20 protein-coding genes and 1 pseudogene are annotated in these 18,664 nt (G+C 71.0%); 2 read left to right on the forward strand and 19 right to left on the reverse strand.

Annotated elements, in window-relative coordinates; translation table 11 throughout:
• Nucleotides 1-18: 18 nt before the first annotated feature.
• Together tsf and rpsB are read right to left on the reverse strand one after the other, a co-directional pair.
• Entirely contained in the window at nucleotides 19-828 is an 810-nt protein-coding gene (gene tsf, locus VLF38_RS08400; RefSeq protein ID WP_107700148.1) for a translation elongation factor Ts, read from the reverse strand.
• 97 nt (nucleotides 829-925) lie between these two features.
• Nucleotides 926-1,801, reverse strand: coding sequence for a 30S ribosomal protein S2 (rpsB, locus tag VLF38_RS08405; RefSeq protein WP_325270821.1), 876 nt, complete (start codon nucleotides 1,799-1,801; stop codon nucleotides 926-928).
• Between the two features lie 427 nt (nucleotides 1,802-2,228).
• On the opposite strand from rpsB, the gene VLF38_RS08410 reads away from it, so the two are divergent.
• Entirely contained in the window at nucleotides 2,229-2,798 is a 570-nt protein-coding gene (locus tag VLF38_RS08410; RefSeq protein WP_325270822.1) for a M23 family metallopeptidase, read from the forward strand.
• Nucleotides 2,799-2,874: 76 nt separating this feature from the next.
• Here VLF38_RS08410 and VLF38_RS08415 read toward each other — a convergent pair whose 3' ends face one another.
• From VLF38_RS08415 to rplS, 10 genes are all read right to left on the reverse strand, one after another.
• On the reverse strand, nucleotides 2,875-3,807 hold the full coding sequence (locus VLF38_RS08415) for a tyrosine recombinase XerC (RefSeq protein ID WP_325270823.1): 933 nt from the start codon (nucleotides 3,805-3,807) through the stop codon (nucleotides 2,875-2,877).
• 35 nt (nucleotides 3,808-3,842) lie between these two features.
• Nucleotides 3,843-4,979, reverse strand: a complete 1,137-nt coding sequence (gene dprA, locus VLF38_RS08420) for a DNA-processing protein DprA (protein ID WP_325270824.1) — start codon at nucleotides 4,977-4,979, stop codon at nucleotides 3,843-3,845.
• The gene (locus tag VLF38_RS08425) at nucleotides 4,976-6,562 is read right to left on the reverse strand and encodes a YifB family Mg chelatase-like AAA ATPase (RefSeq protein ID WP_325270825.1); all 1,587 of its coding nucleotides are present in this window, start codon (nucleotides 6,560-6,562) and stop codon (nucleotides 4,976-4,978) included. The genes dprA and VLF38_RS08425 overlap by 4 nt, the downstream gene beginning before the upstream one ends.
• Nucleotides 6,559-6,930, reverse strand: a complete 372-nt coding sequence (locus tag VLF38_RS08430; RefSeq protein WP_325270826.1) for a YraN family protein — start codon at nucleotides 6,928-6,930, stop codon at nucleotides 6,559-6,561. Before VLF38_RS08430 ends, VLF38_RS08425 begins: the two co-directional genes overlap by 4 nt.
• 219 nt (nucleotides 6,931-7,149) lie before the next feature.
• The gene (locus VLF38_RS08435) at nucleotides 7,150-8,847 is read right to left on the reverse strand and encodes a hypothetical protein (RefSeq protein ID WP_325270827.1); all 1,698 of its coding nucleotides are present in this window, start codon (nucleotides 8,845-8,847) and stop codon (nucleotides 7,150-7,152) included.
• The gene (locus VLF38_RS08440) at nucleotides 8,847-9,281 is read right to left on the reverse strand and encodes a TadE family protein (protein ID WP_325270828.1); all 435 of its coding nucleotides are present in this window, start codon (nucleotides 9,279-9,281) and stop codon (nucleotides 8,847-8,849) included. Before VLF38_RS08440 ends, VLF38_RS08435 begins: the two co-directional genes overlap by 1 nt.
• Before the next feature lie 138 nt (nucleotides 9,282-9,419).
• Nucleotides 9,420-9,725, reverse strand: a complete 306-nt coding sequence (locus VLF38_RS08445; RefSeq protein ID WP_107700156.1) for a DUF2469 domain-containing protein — start codon at nucleotides 9,723-9,725, stop codon at nucleotides 9,420-9,422.
• Nucleotides 9,722-10,498, reverse strand: a complete 777-nt coding sequence (locus tag VLF38_RS08450; RefSeq protein WP_325270829.1) for a ribonuclease HII — start codon at nucleotides 10,496-10,498, stop codon at nucleotides 9,722-9,724. Before VLF38_RS08450 ends, VLF38_RS08445 begins: the two co-directional genes overlap by 4 nt.
• Nucleotides 10,495-11,307, reverse strand: coding sequence for a signal peptidase I (lepB, locus tag VLF38_RS08455; protein WP_325270830.1), 813 nt, complete (start codon nucleotides 11,305-11,307; stop codon nucleotides 10,495-10,497). Before lepB ends, VLF38_RS08450 begins: the two co-directional genes overlap by 4 nt.
• A gap of 49 nt (nucleotides 11,308-11,356) precedes the next feature.
• A complete protein-coding gene (gene rplS / locus VLF38_RS08460; protein WP_325270831.1) occupies nucleotides 11,357-11,707 on the reverse strand; it encodes a 50S ribosomal protein L19 in 351 nt (116 codons plus the stop codon).
• Nucleotides 11,708-11,935: 228 nt separating this feature from the next.
• Between rplS and VLF38_RS08465 the strand changes: the two genes are divergently transcribed.
• Nucleotides 11,936-13,198, forward strand: coding sequence for a Fic family protein (locus VLF38_RS08465; protein ID WP_325270832.1), 1,263 nt, complete (start codon nucleotides 11,936-11,938; stop codon nucleotides 13,196-13,198).
• A 92-nt stretch (nucleotides 13,199-13,290) separates the two neighbouring features.
• On the opposite strand, the gene VLF38_RS08470 is transcribed toward VLF38_RS08465, so the two are convergent.
• The 7 genes and pseudogenes from VLF38_RS08470 to VLF38_RS08500 all read right to left on the reverse strand — a co-directional run bounded on the left by VLF38_RS08470 (nucleotide 13,291) and on the right by VLF38_RS08500 (nucleotide 18,566).
• Nucleotides 13,291-14,553 (reverse strand): ammonium transporter, encoded by a 1,263-nt coding sequence (locus tag VLF38_RS08470; RefSeq protein ID WP_325270833.1) that lies wholly within the window; start codon nucleotides 14,551-14,553, stop codon nucleotides 13,291-13,293.
• A gap of 214 nt (nucleotides 14,554-14,767) precedes the next feature.
• Nucleotides 14,768-15,136: a GNAT family N-acetyltransferase gene (locus tag VLF38_RS08475; protein ID WP_325270837.1), complete on the reverse strand. Its 369-nt coding sequence runs from the start codon at nucleotides 15,134-15,136 to the stop codon at nucleotides 14,768-14,770.
• Nucleotides 15,137-15,262: 126 nt separating this feature from the next.
• Nucleotides 15,263-15,934: pseudogene (gene trmD, locus VLF38_RS08480) on the reverse strand (tRNA (guanosine(37)-N1)-methyltransferase TrmD); the annotation flags it as partial.
• Complete coding sequence (gene rimM / locus VLF38_RS08485) at nucleotides 15,931-16,518, reverse strand: ribosome maturation factor RimM (protein WP_325270834.1); 588 nt, start codon at nucleotides 16,516-16,518, stop codon at nucleotides 15,931-15,933. The gene rimM and the pseudogene trmD, both read right to left, overlap by 4 nt.
• Nucleotides 16,519-16,600: 82 nt before the next feature.
• Nucleotides 16,601-16,843 (reverse strand): RNA-binding protein, encoded by a 243-nt coding sequence (locus tag VLF38_RS08490; RefSeq protein WP_325270838.1) that lies wholly within the window; start codon nucleotides 16,841-16,843, stop codon nucleotides 16,601-16,603.
• 2 nt (nucleotides 16,844-16,845) lie between these two features.
• A complete protein-coding gene (rpsP, locus tag VLF38_RS08495; protein WP_107700162.1) occupies nucleotides 16,846-17,319 on the reverse strand; it encodes a 30S ribosomal protein S16 in 474 nt (157 codons plus the stop codon).
• Between the two features lie 176 nt (nucleotides 17,320-17,495).
• Nucleotides 17,496-18,566, reverse strand: a complete 1,071-nt coding sequence (locus VLF38_RS08500) for an amidohydrolase family protein (RefSeq protein WP_325270835.1) — start codon at nucleotides 18,564-18,566, stop codon at nucleotides 17,496-17,498.
• Between the last annotated feature and the right edge of the window lie 98 nt (nucleotides 18,567-18,664).

Consider the following 18,664-nt stretch of genomic DNA (forward strand, 5'->3'; position numbering starts at 1 on the left):
GTGCCTGTCAGCGGTGCGTCACGCACCGACCTCGAAGCGGGCGAACTTGGTGACCTTGGTGCCGGCGGCGTCCAGGACCTGGCGGACCGACTTCTTCGACTCGAAGACCGACTCCTGGTCGAGCAGGACGATCTCCTTGAAGAAGGCGCCGATGCGACCCTCGACGATCTTGGCGACGGCAGCCTCGGGCTTGCCCTCCTCGAGCGTCTTCTTGGTCAGGACGTCCTTCTCGGCCTCGACGACCTCGGCCGGGACCTCGTCGGCGGTGAGGAACTGCGCCTTGAGCGCGGCAGCCTGCTGGGCGGCCTGCTTGGCAGCAGCCTCGTCACCCTCGTACTGGACCAGGACACCCAGGGCCGGGGGAAGGTCGGAGGCCTTCTTGTGGAGGTACACCGTGGTGTTGCCCTCGAAGTAGGCGACCTCGCCGAGCTCGATCTTCTCGCCGATGGTGCGGGCGAGCTCGTCGACGGTCTCGCCGACGGTGGTGTCGCCCAGGGCGACGGCGCGCAGCGACTCGACGTCGGTGGCCTTGGCAGCGTCAGCGGCCTCGGCGATCGCGTTGGCGGCGTTGACGAAGGCCTCGTTCTTGGCGACGAAGTCGGTCTCGGCCTTGAGGCTGATCAGGGCGTTGCCGTGGGCGGCGACGAGGCCAGCGGAGGCCTCACGCTCGGCGGCGCGGGCCGCGGCCTTGGCGGCACCCTTGACGCGGAGCAGCTCGACAGCCTTGTCGAGGTCACCATCGGTCTCGTCGAGCGCCTTCTTGCACTCCATCATGCCGGCCTGGGTGATCTCGCGGAGCTTCTTGACGTCCGCAGCGGTGAAAGCCATTTGTTGTCCTCGCTAGGAAAAGTGAGTGTCAGACGGTGTGAGCGCGGAACGCGGGCTGCCGTCGTACGACGACAGCCCGCGTTTCACATGTGCTGGATCAGGCCTCGGCCGGAGCCTCGGTGGCCGCAGCCTCAGCAGCGGGCGCCTCGGCGGCAGCCTCGGCGGGGGCGTCAGCAGCGGGGGCCGCAGCAGCAGCGTCGGTCGGGGCGAGAAGCTCCGCCTCCCACTCGGCCAGGGGCTCCTCGGCGCCGACGGTCTCGGCACCCTCGGCGGCCTTGACGCCGGAGCGGGCGATGAGGCCCTCGGCGACGGCGTCCGCGATCACGCGGGTCAGCAGGCCGACGGCGCGGATGGCGTCGTCGTTGCCCGGGATCGGGAAGTCGACCTCGTCGGGGTCACAGTTGGTGTCGAGGATGCCCACGATCGGGATGCGCAGCTTGCGCGCCTCCTCGATGGCGAGGTGCTCCTTCTTGGTGTCGACGACCCAGATGGCGGAGGGGACGCGGGTCATCTCACGGATGCCACCGAGCGTCTTCTCGAGCTTGATGTGCTCCCGCTTCATCTGCAGGAGCTCCTTCTTGGTGCGGCCCGAACCGGCGACGGTGTCGAAGTCGACGAGGTCGAGCTCCTTGAGGCGGTTGATCCGCTGCGACATCGTCGAGAAGTTGGTGAGCATGCCGCCGAGCCAACGCTGGTTGACGTAGGGCATGCCGACGCGGGTCGCCTGCTCGGCGATCGACTCCTGCGCCTGCTTCTTCGTGCCGATGAACATGACCGTGCCGCCCTTGGCGACCGTCTCCTTGACGAAGGCGTAGCTGCGGTCGATGTAGGCCAGCGACTGCTGCAGGTCGATGATGTAGATGCCGTTGCGCTCGGTCATGATGAAGCGCTTCATCTTCGGGTTCCAGCGACGGGTCTGGTGTCCGAAGTGGACGCCGCTCTCGAGGAGCTGGCGCATGGTCACGACTGCCATGGTTCTTCTTCCTGGTTGTGTCGGCCGGGGTCCGTTGCGGCTGCCTTGGCCCTTGCGGGAGGCGGCCCGGGTGGTCCGGCCGGTGGGTTTTCAGTTGCTGCCGCCGACGGGTGCCGGTGGCCCTGGCGCCTGCACACCGCTCCGACCCACCATCTGGTGGAACCGAGGAGCGGGCCCGCGGACGATCGGCCCCCAGGGAGGAGCCGTCGCGGTCTTCTGGCGCGCGTAGTCAACCCACGGATGGGTTGCCTCCCCAGACTAGTCGCTCAGCGGGATCGGGGCGAATCCGGCAGTGTCCGCCACGCGCTCCTGGATCGTCCGGCCCACGCGCCCCGGTTTCCGTGCACAGGCCCGCCACGGCGCGATTCGTCCACCGCGACGAGGCCACAGCCTCCGGGCTCGGCGTACGGCGGCGCAGGGTCGGGGCATGTACCTGCTGATTCCCGCCCTCCTCACCGCCCTGTCCAGCCTTCCCGCGCCGGTCTCGGTCGCGCCGCCCGGCACGCTCCGGCCGCCCGTCGCCCACCGCGGGTCGGAGCCCGTCGTGCGGGTCGACCCCGCCGGCATCGGCGTGTGGCCGGTCGGCACGGCTGACGGTCCACCGGCCGTCGTGCACGGGTTCGCCCCTCCCCCTGCGCCGTACGCCGCGGGGCACCGCGGCGTCGACCTCGCCGCCGTCGCCGGCACGCCCGTCAAGGCGGCTCTTGCCGGACAGGTCCTCTTCGCCGGCACCATCGCGGGCAAGGGCGTTGTCGTGGTGGGCCATGGCGAGACCCGCACGACCTACGAGCCGGTCACACCGCTCGTGCGGGTGGGTGACCGGGTCGAGCGCGGCGGCCCCATCGGAGTGCTGCGGCCGGGCGGTCACTGCACGCCTGGCACCTGCCTGCACTGGGGCTGGCTCCGCGGAGACACCTATCTCGATCCGCTCGAGCTCGTCGGTGCCTTCGGCCCGGTTCGGCTCAAGCCGTGGACCGGTCTGCCGGCGGCGTCATGATCAGCGCAGGGGGCTCGGAGCTGCCTCGTAGGACTCGGGCTCCTGTCGGTGGCTTCAGGAAGCGCATGCGCACACGCTAGGCCCGCGGGTGTGCCTGCTGATAGGCCGTGCGGAGTCGATCGTTGCTGATGTGCGTGTAGACCTGCGTGGTCGCCATCGACGCGTGGCCGAGCAGCTCCTGCACCGTGCGCAGGTCGGCGCCACCCTCGAGGAGGTGGGTGGCCGCGGTGTGGCGCAGGCCGTGGGGGGCGATGTCCGGAGCGCCGGGGACGCTGCCCACCCGATCGTGCACGACCTGGCGCACGACGCGCTGGTCCACACGGCCCCCACGCGCGCCCAGGAAGAGTGCTGCGCCGGAGCCCTCCCGCGCGATCCCGCGACGTTCGGCGAGCCACCGCTTGAGCGCAGCGGAGGCCGGCTGCCCGAAGGGCACCGTGCGCTCCTTGCGCCCCTTGCCGAAGACCCGCACGACGTTGCGGTCGAAGTCGAGGTCGTCGACGTCGAGGCCACAGAGCTCCCCCACACGGATGCCGGTGGCGTAGAGCAGCTCGAGGATCGCCGCGTCGCGCACGCCCATCGGGCCTTCGTCCGCTGCGGTCGACGACGCGCTCTCGACCAGGGCGAGCGCCTCGTCCTGGCGGAGCACCTCGGGCAGCGTGCGGTGTGCCTTCGGCGAGGCCAGGCGCGCCCCGGGGTCCGCTGCGACCCGTCCGGTGCGGAGCAGCCAGGCCGTGAACACCCGGGCTGCCGTGGCCCGTCGGGCGATGGTGGTGCGCGCCTTGCCGAGGCTCTGCTGCTTGGCAAGCCAGCTCCGGAGCGCTCGGAGGTCGATGTCGTCGAGGCCCTCGCCTCCGAGCCTGGCCACGTGGCTGAGGAGCGAGGAGAGGTCACCGAGGTAGGCCCGCACGGTGTGGGGCGTGAGGTCGCGCTCGACCGAGAGGTGGCGCTCGAAGTCGCCGAGGACCGCGGCGTAGACCTCGGGCAGCAGCTCGCTCTCGCTCTCCTCCATCCCCCGATCGTAGGAGCGGGGTGGTGCGGCATCGCTCAGGCGCGCCCCTGCGGCCCGAGCCGCCAGCCGTGCGGCCCGCGCTCGACGAACCCGTCACGCAGGAGCAGGGTCAGGGCGCTCTGCACCGCCACCAGCCCCAGGCCGGCCGTGCGGGCGATCGACTCGGTCGGCACCGCCCGGCTGACCGGCACCGCATCGAGCACTCGCGCGTCGCGGGGGCGCAGCGCATCACGGGCACGGGTCTCCGAGCGAGGCTCCACGATGAGGTGGCTGCCCGACGTGCCGAGCAGCTCGAGCACCTCCGGGCCCGACGTCACGAGCTGGGCGGCCCCGGCACGGATCAACCCGTGGGTGCCGGTCGACTGCACGCTGGTCACCGGTCCCGGCACGGCCATCAGGGTGCGGCTGAGCCGCTCAGCCCACCGTGCCGTGCTCAGCGCTCCGCTGCGGTGCGCGGCCTCGACCACGACGGTGCCTCGGGCCAGCGCGGCGATCACCCGGTTGCGGCTGAGGAACCTCTGGCGCGTCGGCGCGCTGCCCGGCGGCACCTCGCTGACCACGGCCCCGGTCTCCGCGATGTGCTCGAGAAGTCGGGTGTGCGCCACCGGGTACGGCCGGTCGACTCCCCCGGCCAGCACGGCGACCGTGCGACCGCCGCCGGCCACCGCTCCACGGTGCGCCGCCTGGTCGATGCCGAACGCAGCACCCGAGATCACCGCCACCCCGTGGCCGGCCACCTCCGTCGCGAGCGCGCGAGCGGCTCCCTCGCCGTACGCCGTCGAGGAGCGTGAGCCGACCACGGCAACGCTGTCGTTGAGCTCGTCGAGCCGTGACGGACCCCGGACCCAGAGTCCGAGTGGCACCCCGCCGCGCTCATGGACCGCGCCGGCGTGAGCGAGGTCGCCGACCTGCGTCGGCCACTCGTCGTCGCTGGGCACGACATAGCGGATGCCGAGGCGGGCGGCCGTGGCCAGGTCACGCTCCGGGTCGTTGGCGGCGAGCCGGGCGGCGACGTCGGTCAGCACCCCTTCGAGGTCGCGCTCGGAGGCGAGCGCCTCGTGGAGTCGCACGGCGCCCATCTCGGCCACCAGCGTGGTGATGCGCGGGTCACCGGGCTCCCCGAGCCTGCTCAGCGCGACACGCGCGAGACGGTCGGCGTCCCTCGCGGTCACGAGGCCCTCCGCAGCATCCAGGAGTCGAGCGGCTCGCCCGTGCGCAGGCGCACGGCCACGTCGACGTCGGCCGGCAGTGGTCGCGGCCGCCCGGCCAGGTCGGCGAGCGTCCAGGCGAGCCGATGGACGCGGATCGCACCGCGGCGGGTGAGCGTGCCCGCCCGCACCGCCTCGTCGAGGCGGTCGCGCCCAGTGTCGGGAAGAGGCCACGTGTCGCGAAGTCGGGCCGCTGGGACCTGCGCGTTGAGCCGCCACGGACAGCCCGCGTAGCGCTCCGCCTGCCGGAGCCGCGCGCCCGCGACCCGCTCACGCACGGTCGCGGTGTCCTCCGGCGGGTCGTCGGCGGCACCGATCGAGCCCTCCTTGACGGGCAGCACCTCCCGGGTGATGTCGATGCGGTCGATCGCGGGGCCGTCGAGGCGGCGACGGTACTCGCGACGGACCTGCTCGCTGCAGCTGCACCGGTCCGCGCCGACGTCAGCGGCATAGTTGCCGCAGGCACAGGGGTTGCAGGCGAGGACGAAGAGCGCCTGGGCAGGGAAGGTGGCGATCTCGTCACCACGGGCGATGGTGACCTCGCCGGACTCGAGCGGCTGGCGGAGTGCGTCGAGGACGTCTCGCGCGAAGAGGGGGAACTCGTCGAGCAGGACGACGCCGCAATGGGCCTTGCTGATCTCGCCGGGACGGACCACCCCGGTGCCGCCGCCGAGCACGCTCTGCAGCGAGGAGCGGTGGTGCGGCGCACTGAACGGAGGCCGCGTGACGAGGCCCGCGTCGGGCCCGAGAGCGCGCTCGAGCGAGCGAACCGCGGTGACCTCGAGGGACTCGGCGATCGTCAGGTCGGGCAGGAGCCCGGGGAGCCGCTCCGCGAGCGACGTCTTGCCCGCCCCCTTGGGCCCCTTGAGCAGCAGGTGATGGCCCCCGGCCGCGGCGACCTCGACGGCGAGCCGCTCCTCGGCCATGCCCTCCAGGTCGGCGAGATCGAGGTGGGCCAGGCGGTCGTCGCCCCGCCACTGGAGCAGCCGGGCACCAGCCCGCGCGACGACCGGGGCCGCGTCCGGCACCTCCTCACCACGGAGCCAACCGACCACCTGGTCGAGCGAGCGCAACCCGTAGACCTCGACACCCGGCACCAGCGAGGCCTCGGCCCACTGCGGCTGCGGGACCACCACCCGACGCGCGCCGGAGCGGGCGGCCGCCATCACCATCGGCAGGGCGGCGGGCAGCGGCCGCAGCTGTCCGCTCAGCCCGAGCTCGCCGAGGAAGACCGTCTCGTCGAGGAGCAGGTCGGGCACCTGACCGGTCGCAGCGAGGATGCCGACGGCCATCGCGAGGTCGACCTGTGGACCGCGCTTGGGCAGGTCGGCTGGCGACAGCAGGATCGTGACCCGCCGGGTGGCCGGCCAGGTCAGCTGGATGTTGCTGATCGCCGAGCGGCACCGCTCACGGGCGTCGTTGATCGCTGTGTCGGGACGGCCCACCAGATTGGTGCCGACGAGGCCCTGCGAGACGTCGACCTCCACGTCGACGAGGTGCCCCAGCGCTCCGGCGAGCGTGATCGTGTGTGCCGTCGCACAGCTCATGCGCCGACCGCCCTGACATGCTCGATGACCGGGCCGTTCGGCGTACGGAGCACCCCGACGAGGTCGATCCGGACGTCGGGTGCACGGACCGCGTGCGCGGCCATCCATTGGCCCGCGAGCCGGCGCAGCCGCCCTGCCTTCTGCCTGCCCACCGCCTCGAGCGGCTGACCCCACCCGGTGGAGCTGCGGGTCTTCACCTCGCACACCACCAGTGTGTTGCCCTCGCGCAGGACGAGATCGAGCTCGCCACTCTCACCGCGCCAGTTGCGGTCAAGGAGCACCATGCCCTCGCCGATCAGGTGGCGAGCGGCGAGCTGCTCACCCCACGCCCCGAGCTTCTGTGCCTGGGTGCGCGCATCCACGGACACGCGCCGGACCTGCCTTGTCGTCATCGTCGATACCTCCTGCAGCCACGGTCGCCGCCGCGGGCGGCCGTGTCAGGAGTCCGCACCCTCGATGTGGAGCACCGGCCCGGTCGCCGCCATGGGGACGGAAACCGGGCCGGTGCGGAACCGGACCGGAGGGGGAAGCCCGGACCGGTCGTTCGTCACGCCCGGAGGCGAACCCTCGACAGCACGGACACCACGTCAGCCGCGCAGCGCGGGCGACGAGCAGTTCGGCTTGGGAGGTGCGACGTAGACGTCCGCGCCCGAGACGTTGACCCCGAAGGCCTCCGTCACCGGGGCCAGCACCTGGGTGTCGAGCGCCGAGACCACCGGGGCGAGGACCGTGTTGAGCAGGTAGTTGATCACCGCGGTGCTCGTCGTTCCCAGGAGCGGGACATCCGCGGTGACCGAGGTGGTGCTTCCGCGTCCGCCCAGTCCGATGGAGCCTGATCCGGTCTCCACCGGGGTCTTGAAGTCCTTCGGAGGCACGCGCACCTGGGCGAGCTGACTACCCCCTGAGAGGTTTGCGGTGACCCTCGCCCCGGCCGTCACGTCGGGGAGGAGTCCCAGCAACGTGATCGTCCTCGCGGCGAGCGACAGATCGAGCGAGGCGAGCCCGCTCGTGGTCTGCACGTCGATGCCGAACGGCGACGTCGTCGTGCCGTCTCCACAGATCGCGTCGACGAGCAGACCATCGGCACGGGCGACCTGGAGGCTCAACGCGAGGTCGACCGTGGTGGTCACCAGCGCGAGCAGGCTGGTCGTGTGCTTGCCCGTGACGTCGACCCGGATCTGCGCCGTGCGGGCCCGCGCCGTCCCGATCGCGCCGCACGCCATCTGTGGCGGCTCGATGACCCTGACGTTGGCCGTCACCCCCGTCATGCCGGGAAGGCTGATCGAGAGCGGGATGGCAAGGGCGTTGGAGCCGTTGGCGATGAACGCCGCCCCCGACACGAGGTCGAGGACGTTGACGGTCGCCTCCTTGGCGGCGGCGCTGGAGTCGGTCAGGGCGAAGAGCCGGCCGAGGTTCACCTGGGTGCTCAACCCGGTGGCTGCATTGAGCTGCTGGAGCACGGTGAGCGAGGCTGCCGCGTCGGGGTCCCCTGCGTTGCGGGTCAGGATCGCCGCAGTGGCATTGATCAGGGACCCGAGCGTGACCGAGGTGCTGGCGAGCTCGTCGACGGTGCCGAGGCCCAGCTCGGTCGAGAGATCGCTGAGCCGGATGCTCCCCTTCGCGAGGCCGCTGTACGACAGCACCGCGAGGTTGACCCCGAGGGCGTTGTTGATGAGCGGTCCGAGCACCGACGAGCTGGTGTCGATCCGCGCAGCGAACGACCCCAGCTTGAAGCAGGCGGTCTTCGTCGCGGCTGCGACGGCGGAGCGGGCAACGGTGCCGGACGAGGCGAAGACCGGCAGGAAGTAGTCGACACTCGTGCGGGTGAGCACCTTGACGTGCGTGGCCGCCGCGCCGGCGCTGTCGGAGAAGGTGCCATCGGCGTTGAGGACGCCCGGATAGGCGCAGATGCCCGTGGTCGAGAGCCGCGCACTCGCGGAGGCCACGTCTGCCGCAGCGCAGGTCTTCACCGTCAGGGCGTCACCCAGCGTGTCCCCCTGCCGGTTCAGCGACGAGGTGACACCGCTCTGCCAGGCCGCGTTGCTCTTGAGCACCGAGGACGTGGCCCCGTCGAGCTTGCGGGCCATGTCCATCGCCACCAGGTCGGCGACGGCCTGCATGTCACGGCGGGCCATGCGCTGGAAGCCGATGTCGACCGTGAACGACGTGGCTCCGACGAGCACCGTGCTGACGAGCAGGGCGGTGAAGACGGCGACGGCGCCCCGCTCGTCACGCCTCCGTCGGCGACGCCGCGGCGAAGGCCGGGGCGACGCGATCAAGGCCATCAGTTGACCTCGGCGCTGGAGGTGAACGTGAGCGAGGCAGGGATCAACGCGTCGGGCAGGAGGCTCGGGAGCGGGTTGTTGGCCCGGTAGGCGAACGCCACCGTCACGCTCATGCACGATGCGGTGCCGCACGTGCTGGTCGTCGGCGTACACGTGAGGCCGCCCGCCCCGCACGTCAGCGAGAGGCCGGAGAGCGCCTCGTTGACCGCGGCGGTCGCGCGCGTCGAGGCCTGCCCGGTCGAGGCGACGGCCGCGGCGCGGGCGCCCTCGGCCGCGGCCTGCGTCAGGGCCTGGCGGACACTGAACATGTAGCCGTAGGTGATGATCGCGAAGACCATCATGATCAGGATCGGCAGCACCAGGGCGAACTCCAGCGCAGCTGCACCGGCTTCGTCCCTCCGCGGCTGGACGCGCGTGACTGCACGACGAGACATGACCCCTCCCAAGGCGTGTCCATCGGCGCGGTTTCCCTCCCGGCGCCTCGGCTCAGGATAGTGGCGCTCACCACGCCTGTCGTGCCTGCGCGGGGAAATGAACCGATCGGGCTAGTCCGATCGGTCAGGCCACCGCTGTCACACCTTGGGGTCGAGGTCCGGCTTCGCCAGCTCCTCGACGTTGACGTCCTTGAAGGTGAGCACCTTGACGTTCTTCGCGAAGCGCGCGGGGCGGTACATGTCCCACACCCAGGCGTCGCTCATCGAGACCTCGAAGAAGACGTCGCCCTGCTCGGTGCGGGCCTTCACGTCGACCTGGTTGCACAAGTAGAAGCGACGGTCGGTCTCGACGACGTACTTGAAGATCCCGACGACGTCGCGGTACTCGCGGTAGAGGTGGAGCTCCATCTCGGTCTCGTACTTCTCGAGATCCTCGGCACTCATCGTGTCTCCTCCACCAGCGGTTGCGGCACATTCTGCACGGTCACGGGTACGCCGGACCCCGCGGCCCGCCGGAACGCCACCGGGTCGAGCTCGTCACAGCCCGGGAGCCGCCAGCTGAGGCGATGGTGCAGGGTCGGACCGTGCTCGAGCAGGGCCGCGAGGTGCTCGGGCGCGCTGTAGCCCTTGTTCTCCGCCCAGCCGTACGACGGGTGGTCGGCCGCGAGCTCGAGCAGGATCGCGTCACGGGCGGTCTTGGCCAGGACACTGGCCGCCGCGACCGCGGCGCACGTCATGTCGGCCTTGATCATCGTGACGACCCGCGGCACCTCGGCGACTGCGGATGCCGGTGCTCCGAAGAGGGCCTCCTGCTCCGGAGTGGAGAGGTAGTCGTGGTTGCCGTCGAGGAGCACCGCACCCACCGCCGGCCCGGTCTCCAGGTGCAGCTGGGCCAGTGCCCGCTGGCCGGCGAGACGGAGCGCCGCGGTGATCCCGAAGTCATCGATCTCGACCGGACTGGCGTGCCCCACGCCGTACGCGACCGCCCAGCGCTGGATGCGCGGGACCAGGCGCTCCCGCGCGGCCGGAGTGAGCAGCTTGCTGTCGCGCACCCCGGTGGGGGCCGAGCGCGTCGCGGCGTCGATCAGCACCATGCCGACCGTCACCGGGCCGCACAGGGCTCCGCGGCCGACCTCGTCGGCGGCGGCCAGGGTGACCAGGCCCTCGCGCAGGAGTCGCCGCTCGACGCGCAGGGTGGGGACGGCAGTCGGGCTCACTTCGGGTCCGGGACGTCCTCGAACGCGTCGGCCCGCGACACCAGGTCGAGGTGGCTGATCGGCCAGACCAGGGCGAAGACCTTGCCGACCACGTTGTCGACCGGCACGAACCCGCGCGTGGGCGGGCAGTCGGTCGCGTCCAGCTCGCAGAGGTGGCGACTGGAGTCGGCGGAGTCCTCGCGGTTGTCGCCCATCACGAAGAGGTACCCCTCCGGGACGGTGACGTTGAGAGCCCTGGGGCCGCACTTCTTCCTGGCCTGCACGCTCACGGGAGCAGCGCACTGCGCGTCCTTCGCGACGTACGCCTTCTCGTCGACAGCGACGCCGTTGACCTTCAGCCGACCGGACTTGTCGCAGCACGTGATGACGTCACCGCCCACGCCGACCACGCGCTTCACGAGGTGCCCGCCGGTGGGGTAGAGCCCGACCTTCGCCAGCACGCTGGCGAAGCCGGTGGTGGGGCCGGCCGCCTCCATCGCGTCGAGCCACCCGTCCGGGTCCTCGAAGACGACGACGTCGCCGCGCTGCGGGGTGCCCTTGGCCCAGTAGGAGACCTTCTGGACGAGGATCCGGTCGTTGATCTGCAGACCGGGCTGCATCGACTCCGACGGGATGTAGAAGGCCTGGATGAAGAAGGCCTTGAGCAGCACGGCCAGGCCGAGCGCGATCACCAGCAGGATCAGCGACTCCTGCCAGATCGGCAGCTGGCGCTTGCCCTTCGGGCCCAGCGAAATGGTCGAGGACCGCGCCCCCTCACCGTGATCGGTGGTCCCGTTGATCGGGTGGGGGTCGCGGTCCTCGGAAGTCACGCGGCAGAGCCTAACCGGCCCTGCGTCAGAGCAAGGGCAAGGCCACGACTCAGAACTCGCGGCGCTCCTTGATCTTGGCCTTCTTGCCCGTGAGGCTGCGCAGGTAGTAGAGCTTCGCGCGACGGACGTCACCGCGGGTCACGACCTCGATCTTCTCGAAGATCGGGGAGTGCAGCGGGAAGGTGCGCTCGACGCCGACACCGAACGAGATCTTGCGGACGGTGAAGGTGCGGCCGATGCCCGAGCCGTGGATGCGGATGACCGCGCCCTGGAAGACCTGGACACGCGAGCGCGAGCCCTCGATGACCTTGACGTGGACCTTGACGGTGTCACCGGCGCGGAAGGCCGGGACGTCGTCGCGCTTGATGTCAGCGGCGAGCTGGTCGATCACGTTGCTCATGTTCACTCCTCACGGGCGCCACAGGTCGACCGCGGAATCGAATTTCGTCGGAGAGGTCGTACGCCGTGTGGCCGGCGGCTTCCCGAGCCCCCTGTGGCAGGAGCGGGAGGCAGGACCTCCGGGTGTGTCTCGGAGCATCCCTTCGGCCAGCGTGGACCAAGGGGGAACTTTACGGCAGGAGCCCCGACCTGCGGAAATCCGGACACTGCGCCTGACAGGATCAGCGCCATGACCTCCTCCGACGCGCCGGCCGCGACCGACGGGCCGACCGACTGGCCGACCGACTGGCCGGCCCACCGGCCCGAGGTGCGGCCGTGGCGCCAGACGGCGGCCCGCGGTCCGCGCGCAGACCGCCAGGTCAACGAGATCACGGTGATGCTTCCCCCGAAGATCGCCCGGCTGACCTTCGAGCCCGAGCCCGCCCTCCTGCGGATGCTCGAGGCGGTCGCCGGGGGCCTGACCCACCTCGACATGGTCCACGGCCGCACGCTGGCCGCCCTCAACAGCCTGCTGCTGCGCACCGAGTCGGTGGACTCCTCCAAGATCGAGAACGTCGACGCCTCGCTCGCCGACTACGGCCGCGCCCTGCTCGGCGAGGGCGCCAACTCCTCGGCGATGTCGATGGCCGCGGCCACGACCGCCCTCTCCCGGATGATCCGCGACGCCGCGATGCTGCCGCGCACCGTGCGCAAGGAGGCGATGCTCCGGGCCCACCACGACCTCTTCGCCCGCGTGCCCAGCGACAACGTCCGTCCGGGCCACGTCCGGCACCGGCAGAACTGGGTCGGCGGCAGCGACTACTCGCCCCGCGGCGCCCTGCACGTCCCTCCCCCACCGGAGACCGTCGACGACTACCTCGACGACCTCTTCGCCTTCGCCAACCGCGACGACATGCCGGCGCTGGCCCAGGCGGCGATCGTGCACGCGCAGTTCGAGTCGATCCACCCCTTCACCGACGGCAACGGGCGCATCGGCCGCGCGCTCATCCATGCCGTGCTCCGCAAGCGCCGGGTCACGCGCCACCTGACGGTGCCGATCGCATCGGGCCTGGTCTCGCACCGCGACCAGTACTTCCAGGCGCTCGACGACTACCGGGCGGGCAACGCCTCCACGATCGTGACGATGCTGGCGAGTGCCGCGTCGATCGCGACGCGCGAGTCCCGCCAGACCGCGACGGAGATCATCGAGATCAGCGAACGCTGGCAGGAGGCGATGAGCCGTCCGTACGCCGGCTCGCTCGCCTACCGGCTCCTGGATCTCGTCATCGAGGAGCCGATGGTCAACCTCGCGCTCGTCACCGACCGCCTCGGCACGGACGACGCCGCGGCGAAGGACGTCCTCGCCCAGGCCGCTGCGGCCGGTGTCCTGGTCCGCGCGAAGGGGGCGCGCCGTACGCCGGTGTGGTTGGCGCGCGACGTCCTGCACGAGGTGCACGACCTCAGCATCCGCACCAGCGAGAAGGCGCTCACCCTCCACGCCGAGGAGAGCTGAGCCCGCAACCCGCACGAGCGGCCCGAAATGGCGGAAGGCCCGTCCCGCGTGCGTAACGCGGGACGGGCCTGCCGGGGTGGAGCAGAGGTGGATCAGACCTCGTAGCGGTAGCCCTCGCCGTGGAGCGCGAGGTCGATACCGGCGATCTCGTCCTCCTCCTTGGCGCGGAAGCCGATCGTCATGTCGATGACCTTGCCGAGGACGAAGGCGATGACGAACGAGTAGGCCAGGATCGTGAAGGCCGGGATGGCCTGGACCACGAGCTGCTCGTAGTTGCCGCCGGTGAAGAGGCCGGTGTCGATGGCGAAGAAGCCGAGGAACAGGGTTCCGATGAGACCGGAGACGAGGTGGATGCCCACCACGTCGAGGGTGTCGTCGACGCCGAGCTTGTACTTGAGGTCGATCGCGACGGCCGAGACCGAACCCGCGAGCAGGCCGAGGACGATCGCCCAGATCGGGGTCAGGTTGGCACAGGCCGGGGTGATCGCGACCAGACCGGCCACGATGCCGGAGGCGGCGCCGACCGCGGTCGCCTTGCCCTCGCGGAAGTGCTCGACCACGATCCAGCCGACCAGAGCGGCAGCCGGGGCGACCAGCGTGTTGACGAAGATCAGGCCCACCTGGCCGTCAGCGATGGCCGCGCCACCGTTGAAGCCGAACCAGCCGAACCACAGGATCGCAGCACCGATGAGGACCAGCGGCACGTTGTGCGGCTGCGCCTCCTCCTTGGAGAAGCCGATCTTGCGCTTGCCGAGGACGATCGCCAGGGCCAGGGCCGCAGCACCGGCGTTGATGTGGACCGCGGTACCACCGGCGAAGTCGATCGTGCCGGCCGAGAAGCCGAAGAACTCGTCCTGCTTGTTGACCCAGCCGGTGAAGTCACCGGTGGAGTCGAACGCGAAGACCCACGAGGCGACCGGGAAGTAGACGAGCGTTGCGAAGAGCGCGGTGAAGAGCATCCACGGCCAGAAGCGGGCGCGGTCGGCGATGGCACCGGAGATCAGCGCGACCGTGATGATGGCAAAGGTCGCACCGAAGATGGCCGAGGCCATGATGACGCCGGCACCGTCCTCACCGGCGAACGCGGCCTTGGCGGCGTCCTGCAGCGCGAAGTCGGAGAACGGGTTGCCGAGGACGCGCGGGATCCAGTCGGCGGACGAGCCGTCGACGTACGCCTGGTTGAAGCCGAAGAGGATCCACAGGACCGCGACGACGCCCATCGAGCCGAAGCTCAGCATCATCATCGAGATGACGGACTTGGACTTCACCAGGCCGCCGTAGAAGAACGCCAGGCCCGGCGTCATGAAGAGCACGAGGGCTGCAGTGATCAGCAGCCAGAGAACTCCGAGTGTCATATCAACCTCGTTAGATCAGGGGTCAGGGCACGTGGCCAGCGGCGCTGCTGGTCGGTGCGTGACGCCGATCTTGTCGAGGCCTGGTTTCCGGTTCCGGCGCTTTGTGTTTCCAGCCTGTAACAGATCTCACGGCCAAATCACGCCGCAGTTTCCGCGCCGCTCACCGGCGCACGGACAGGCGACCCCGGACCGGGTCAGCGGTGCTCGGACCGGGTCAGCGGTGCTTGGACCGGACCGGCTTGCCGAGCTCGAGGCCCGGGAAGCCGTACTTCGCATCGTCAGCCACGATGCGGTAGCCCGCGCGCTTGTAGCGACGCAGGTTGGCCTCGCTCGCCGCGCCCGTGAAGAGCCGGTACGCCGTGGCGCCGGCGGGTCGGGCGGCCTCGGCGTGCTCGAGCAGCACGCGCCCCAGTCCCCTGCCCTGCAGGTCGGGGGCGACCATGAGCCGGCCGATCTCCCAGGTCTCGCCGTCAGCATCCGCCTGCACCGAGCCCACGAGGCGGCCGGCCACCCGAACCACCCAGACGTGCTTCTCCGCGATGGTCGCCACGACGTCGTCGAGCCCGTCGCGGAGCGGCGGCATCAGCAGCGTGTCGTTGGCGAGCGCCTCCTGCACCACGCACGCGCGCTGGAGCGTCAGCAGCTCGCCAGCGTCCGCCGGGGTCGCCTTCACGATCTCCCACTCCCCCGCGACCGCGGAGCCGTGCAGGAGGTCCGGGCGGCGCTCGGCCGTCCGGCGTACGCGCTGGTCGTGGCGCCACGCGGCGACCTTGCCGTGGTCGCCGGAGAGGAGGACGTCGGGCACCTCGTGACCGCGCCAGGTCTGCGGCTTGGTGTAGACGGGGTACTCGAGCAGCCCGTCCTCGTGCGACTCCTCCACGAGCGACTCAGGATTGCCCATGAAGCCCGGGATCAGCCGGACGACGGCCTCGGTGATCGCCAGGGCCGCGACCTCTCCCCCGTTGAGCACGTAGTCACCGAGGCTGATCTCGCGGACCTCGGCGCGCTCACGGGCGTGGTCGATGACGCGCTGGTCGATGCCCTCGTAGCGCCCGCAGGCGAAGACCAGGCGCTCACGCGCGCTCAGCTCGGCCGCCAGTTCCTGGGTGAAGCGCTCCCCGCTCGGGGTCGTGAAGATGACCGTCGTGCGCTCGTCGACGCCGAGCTCATCGAACGCCTCGCCGAACGGCTCGGGCTTCATCACCATGCCGGCGCCACCGCCGTAGGGAGTGTCGTCGGTCTTGTGGTGCTTGTCGTGTGCCCACCGGCGCAGGTCGTGGACGTGCAGCTCGAGCAGGCCCCTGTCGCGGGCCTTGCCGGGCAGGCTCAGCTCGAGCGGCGCGAGATAGTCGGGAAAGATCGAGAGGACGTCGATCCTCATCGCTTTCCTTGAGGCTGGGTCTGCTCCGGGTCCGGCTCGTCGGTTTCCTCGAACGGCGTGACCAGGCCCGGGCGGTCGGCGATCACGACGCGGCCGCCGGCGACATCGACCTCGGGGACCAGCTGCGTGACGAACGGGACCAGCGCGTCGCGCCGGTCCGGCGTACGGATCTGGAGGAGGTCCTGGGCGCCGTGGAGCAGCTTGGTGACGGTGCCGAGCTCGCGCCCCTCCAGGTCGTACGCCGTGAGGCCGATCAGCTGGTGGTCGTAGAACTCGTCGGGGTCCTCCGGGGTCTCCTCCGGGTCGACCTGCGCGTGGAGCAGGACCCCGCGCGCGGCCTCGGCGGCGTTGCGGTCGGCGATCTCGGCGAACTTCGCGAGCAGCACGCCCTGGTGCCAGCGGACCTTCTCGACCGTGAGCGCCTTCGCGGCGTACGCCGACCCCTTCGGCGCGGTCGCGTCGAGGCGCGTGCCCGGCTCGAAACGGCGCTCCGGCTCGTCGGTGCGCACGTCGACGGTCACCTCGCCGCGGATGCCATGGGGCTTGCCGATGCGACCGACCAGGACCTCGATGCTGCTGCTCACGAGAGGCAAGCCTAGTCGGGGAAATGCGCGACGGGCGCCACCCCTGCTGGGGTGACGCCCGTCGTGTGTCGTGCGGTGTTGCTCAGTTGCGGCGGTCGACGTCCACGAAGTCGACCCGCGCCTCGCCGCGGCCCGCGAGGGCCGAGATGACGGTGCGGAACGCGGACGCCGTGCGGCCGCTGCGGCCGATCACCTTGCCGAGGTCGTCGGGGTGGACCCGGACCTCGAGCACGGAGCCGCGCCGGAGCTGCTTGTCGCGCACGGTCACGTCGCCCGGGTGGTCGACGATGCCGCGCACGAGGTGCTCGAGCGCGTCGGCGAGCATGCTCACGCCTCGGTGCCCTCGGCGGCCTCAGCGGCCTCCTCGGCGGGAGCCTCGGCAGCGGGGGCCTCCTCGGCCGGAGCGGCCTTGGCGGACTTCTTCTCGGCCTTCTTGATGGCCTCGGAGACGGGCTCGGCGTGGGCCTCGGCCAGCGCCTTGTTGAAGAGCTCGAGCTTGTCGGCCTTCGGAGCAGCGTGCTTCAGCGTGCCCTCGGCGCCCGGGAGGCCCTTGAACTTCTGCCAGTCACCCGTGACCTTGAGGATGGCCTCGACGGCCTCGGTCGGCTGCGCGCCGACACCCAGCCAGTACTGCGCGCGCTCGGAGGTGACGGCGATGAACGACGGCTCCTCCTTGGGGCGGTACGTGCCGATCTCCTCGATGACGGCGCCATCGCGCTTCTTCTTGGCGTCGACGACGACGATGCGGTACTGCGGCACCCGGATCTTGCCCAGGCGCTTGAGGCGAATCTTGACGGCCACGGTTGTGGTGTCTCCTTCAAAGCTTGAATGTGAGTGAGTCGCACGCCTTCAGGTGGGGACCGGGGCCTGCGAGCTCGAGGGGCCTGATCCGGACCGGGATAGAGGGTCGCGATCCGAGCAGGACTCAGCCGGTCATTCTGCCAGACGAGTGCGACGCCTCCGAAATCGACCAGGCCTCACGCCACGACCTTGCCGCGGAGCACCACCGCGGACGGCGTGTGCAGCACCGTGAGGTCGGCGCGCGGGTCCTCGTCGTACACGACGAAGTCGGCCTCGCTCCCCTCCTCGAGGGCCCCGAAGCCGAGCCAGGCCCGGCCCTTCCACGACGCTGCGGCGAGCGCATCCTCGGCGGGAATGCCCATCGCGTGCATCGCGAGGACCTCGTTGGCCAGGTTGCCGTGGCGCTTCTCGCCGCCGCCGTCGGTGCCGGCGAAGAGGGGCACGCCGGCCTCGAAGGCGCTCATCAGCACCTCGCGACGGCGGGCGTGGAGCTCCTTCATCCGGTCTGCGTAGACGGGGAACTTCCCCCGGCCCGCGTCGGAGAACTCCAGGAACTTGTCGGTCTGCATCACGGTCGGCACAAGGGCCGTGCCGCGGCGGGCCATCTCCTCGACGAGCTCCAGGGTGAGGCCCGTGCCGTGCTCGATGCAGTCGATGCCGGCCTTGATCAGGCCGGGCAGCACCTCGGGACCGAAGCAGTGGGCGGTCACCTTCGCGCCGTGGCGATGCGCGGTGGCGATCGCCTCGGCGAGGTCGGCGGCGGGGAACGTCGGGAGCAGGTCGCCGTCGGCGCGCGAGATCCAGTCGCCGACGATCTTCACCCAGCCGTCACCGCGCTCGGCCTGGCGCGCGATCTCCAGGGCAAGGTCGCGCGGCTCGACCTCGACGCCGTAGCCGGGGAGGTAGCGACGCGTACGCGCCACGTGGCGACCGGCACGGACCAGGCGTGGCAGGTCCTCACGCTCCTGGACGAACCGGGTGTCGATCGGCGAGCCGCAGTCGCGGATCAGCAGGGCACCCGCATCGCGGTCCTCGATCGCGGTGGCGATGGTCTCCTCCTCGGAGACCGCGCCCTCCTCCCCCAGCCCGAGGTGGCAGTGCGCGTCGACCAGGCCCGGCACGATCCAGCCGCGTCCGGCTGTCTCGACGTGCGGAGGCGCGTGGTAGGTCACGCGTCCATCGACGACGTAGAGGTCCTGGACCTCACCGCTGGGCAGGACCGGGCCGTGGAACCTGAGCGCGCTCATGTCGGCCAACGTAGCGCGTGCCGGCCCTGCCGAGCAGGCACAAACCTGCAGTACAGCAACGCCGAGGCGGCGCAAACCTGCAGGGGTGCTGCAGGGTT

It is taken from the genome of Nocardioides sp., assembly GCF_035481145.1.
Classification (GTDB): domain Bacteria; phylum Actinomycetota; class Actinomycetes; order Propionibacteriales; family Nocardioidaceae; genus Nocardioides.

Excerpts from the sequence above, each read along its gene's own strand:
- rpsB (WP_325270821.1), bottom strand. The coding sequence starts at position 1,801 with ATGGCAGTCGTGACCATGCGCCAGCTCCTCGAGAGCGGCGTCCACTTC.
- VLF38_RS08435 (WP_325270827.1), bottom strand. The coding sequence starts at position 8,847 with ATGGCCTTGATCGCGTCGCCCCGGCCTTCGCCGCGGCGTCGCCGACGG.
- VLF38_RS08465 (WP_325270832.1), top strand. The coding sequence starts at position 11,936 with ATGACCTCCTCCGACGCGCCGGCCGCGACCGACGGGCCGACCGACTGG.
- VLF38_RS08425 (WP_325270825.1), bottom strand. The coding sequence starts at position 6,562 with ATGAGCTGTGCGACGGCACACACGATCACGCTCGCCGGAGCGCTGGGG.
- VLF38_RS08475 (WP_325270837.1), bottom strand. The coding sequence starts at position 15,136 with ATGCCGCCGCTCCGCGACGGGCTCGACGACGTCGTGGCGACCATCGCG.
- VLF38_RS08500 (WP_325270835.1), bottom strand. The coding sequence starts at position 18,566 with ATGAGCGCGCTCAGGTTCCACGGCCCGGTCCTGCCCAGCGGTGAGGTC.
- VLF38_RS08410 (WP_325270822.1), top strand. The coding sequence starts at position 2,229 with ATGTACCTGCTGATTCCCGCCCTCCTCACCGCCCTGTCCAGCCTTCCC.
- VLF38_RS08490 (WP_325270838.1), bottom strand. The coding sequence starts at position 16,843 with ATGCTCGCCGACGCGCTCGAGCACCTCGTGCGCGGCATCGTCGACCAC.
- VLF38_RS08470 (WP_325270833.1), bottom strand. The coding sequence starts at position 14,553 with ATGACACTCGGAGTTCTCTGGCTGCTGATCACTGCAGCCCTCGTGCTC.
- rplS (WP_325270831.1), bottom strand. The coding sequence starts at position 11,707 with ATGAGCAACGTGATCGACCAGCTCGCCGCTGACATCAAGCGCGACGAC.
- VLF38_RS08445 (WP_107700156.1), bottom strand. The coding sequence starts at position 9,725 with ATGAGTGCCGAGGATCTCGAGAAGTACGAGACCGAGATGGAGCTCCAC.
- VLF38_RS08415 (WP_325270823.1), bottom strand. The coding sequence starts at position 3,807 with ATGGAGGAGAGCGAGAGCGAGCTGCTGCCCGAGGTCTACGCCGCGGTC.
- tsf (WP_107700148.1), bottom strand. The coding sequence starts at position 828 with ATGGCTTTCACCGCTGCGGACGTCAAGAAGCTCCGCGAGATCACCCAG.
- VLF38_RS08440 (WP_325270828.1), bottom strand. The coding sequence starts at position 9,281 with ATGTCTCGTCGTGCAGTCACGCGCGTCCAGCCGCGGAGGGACGAAGCC.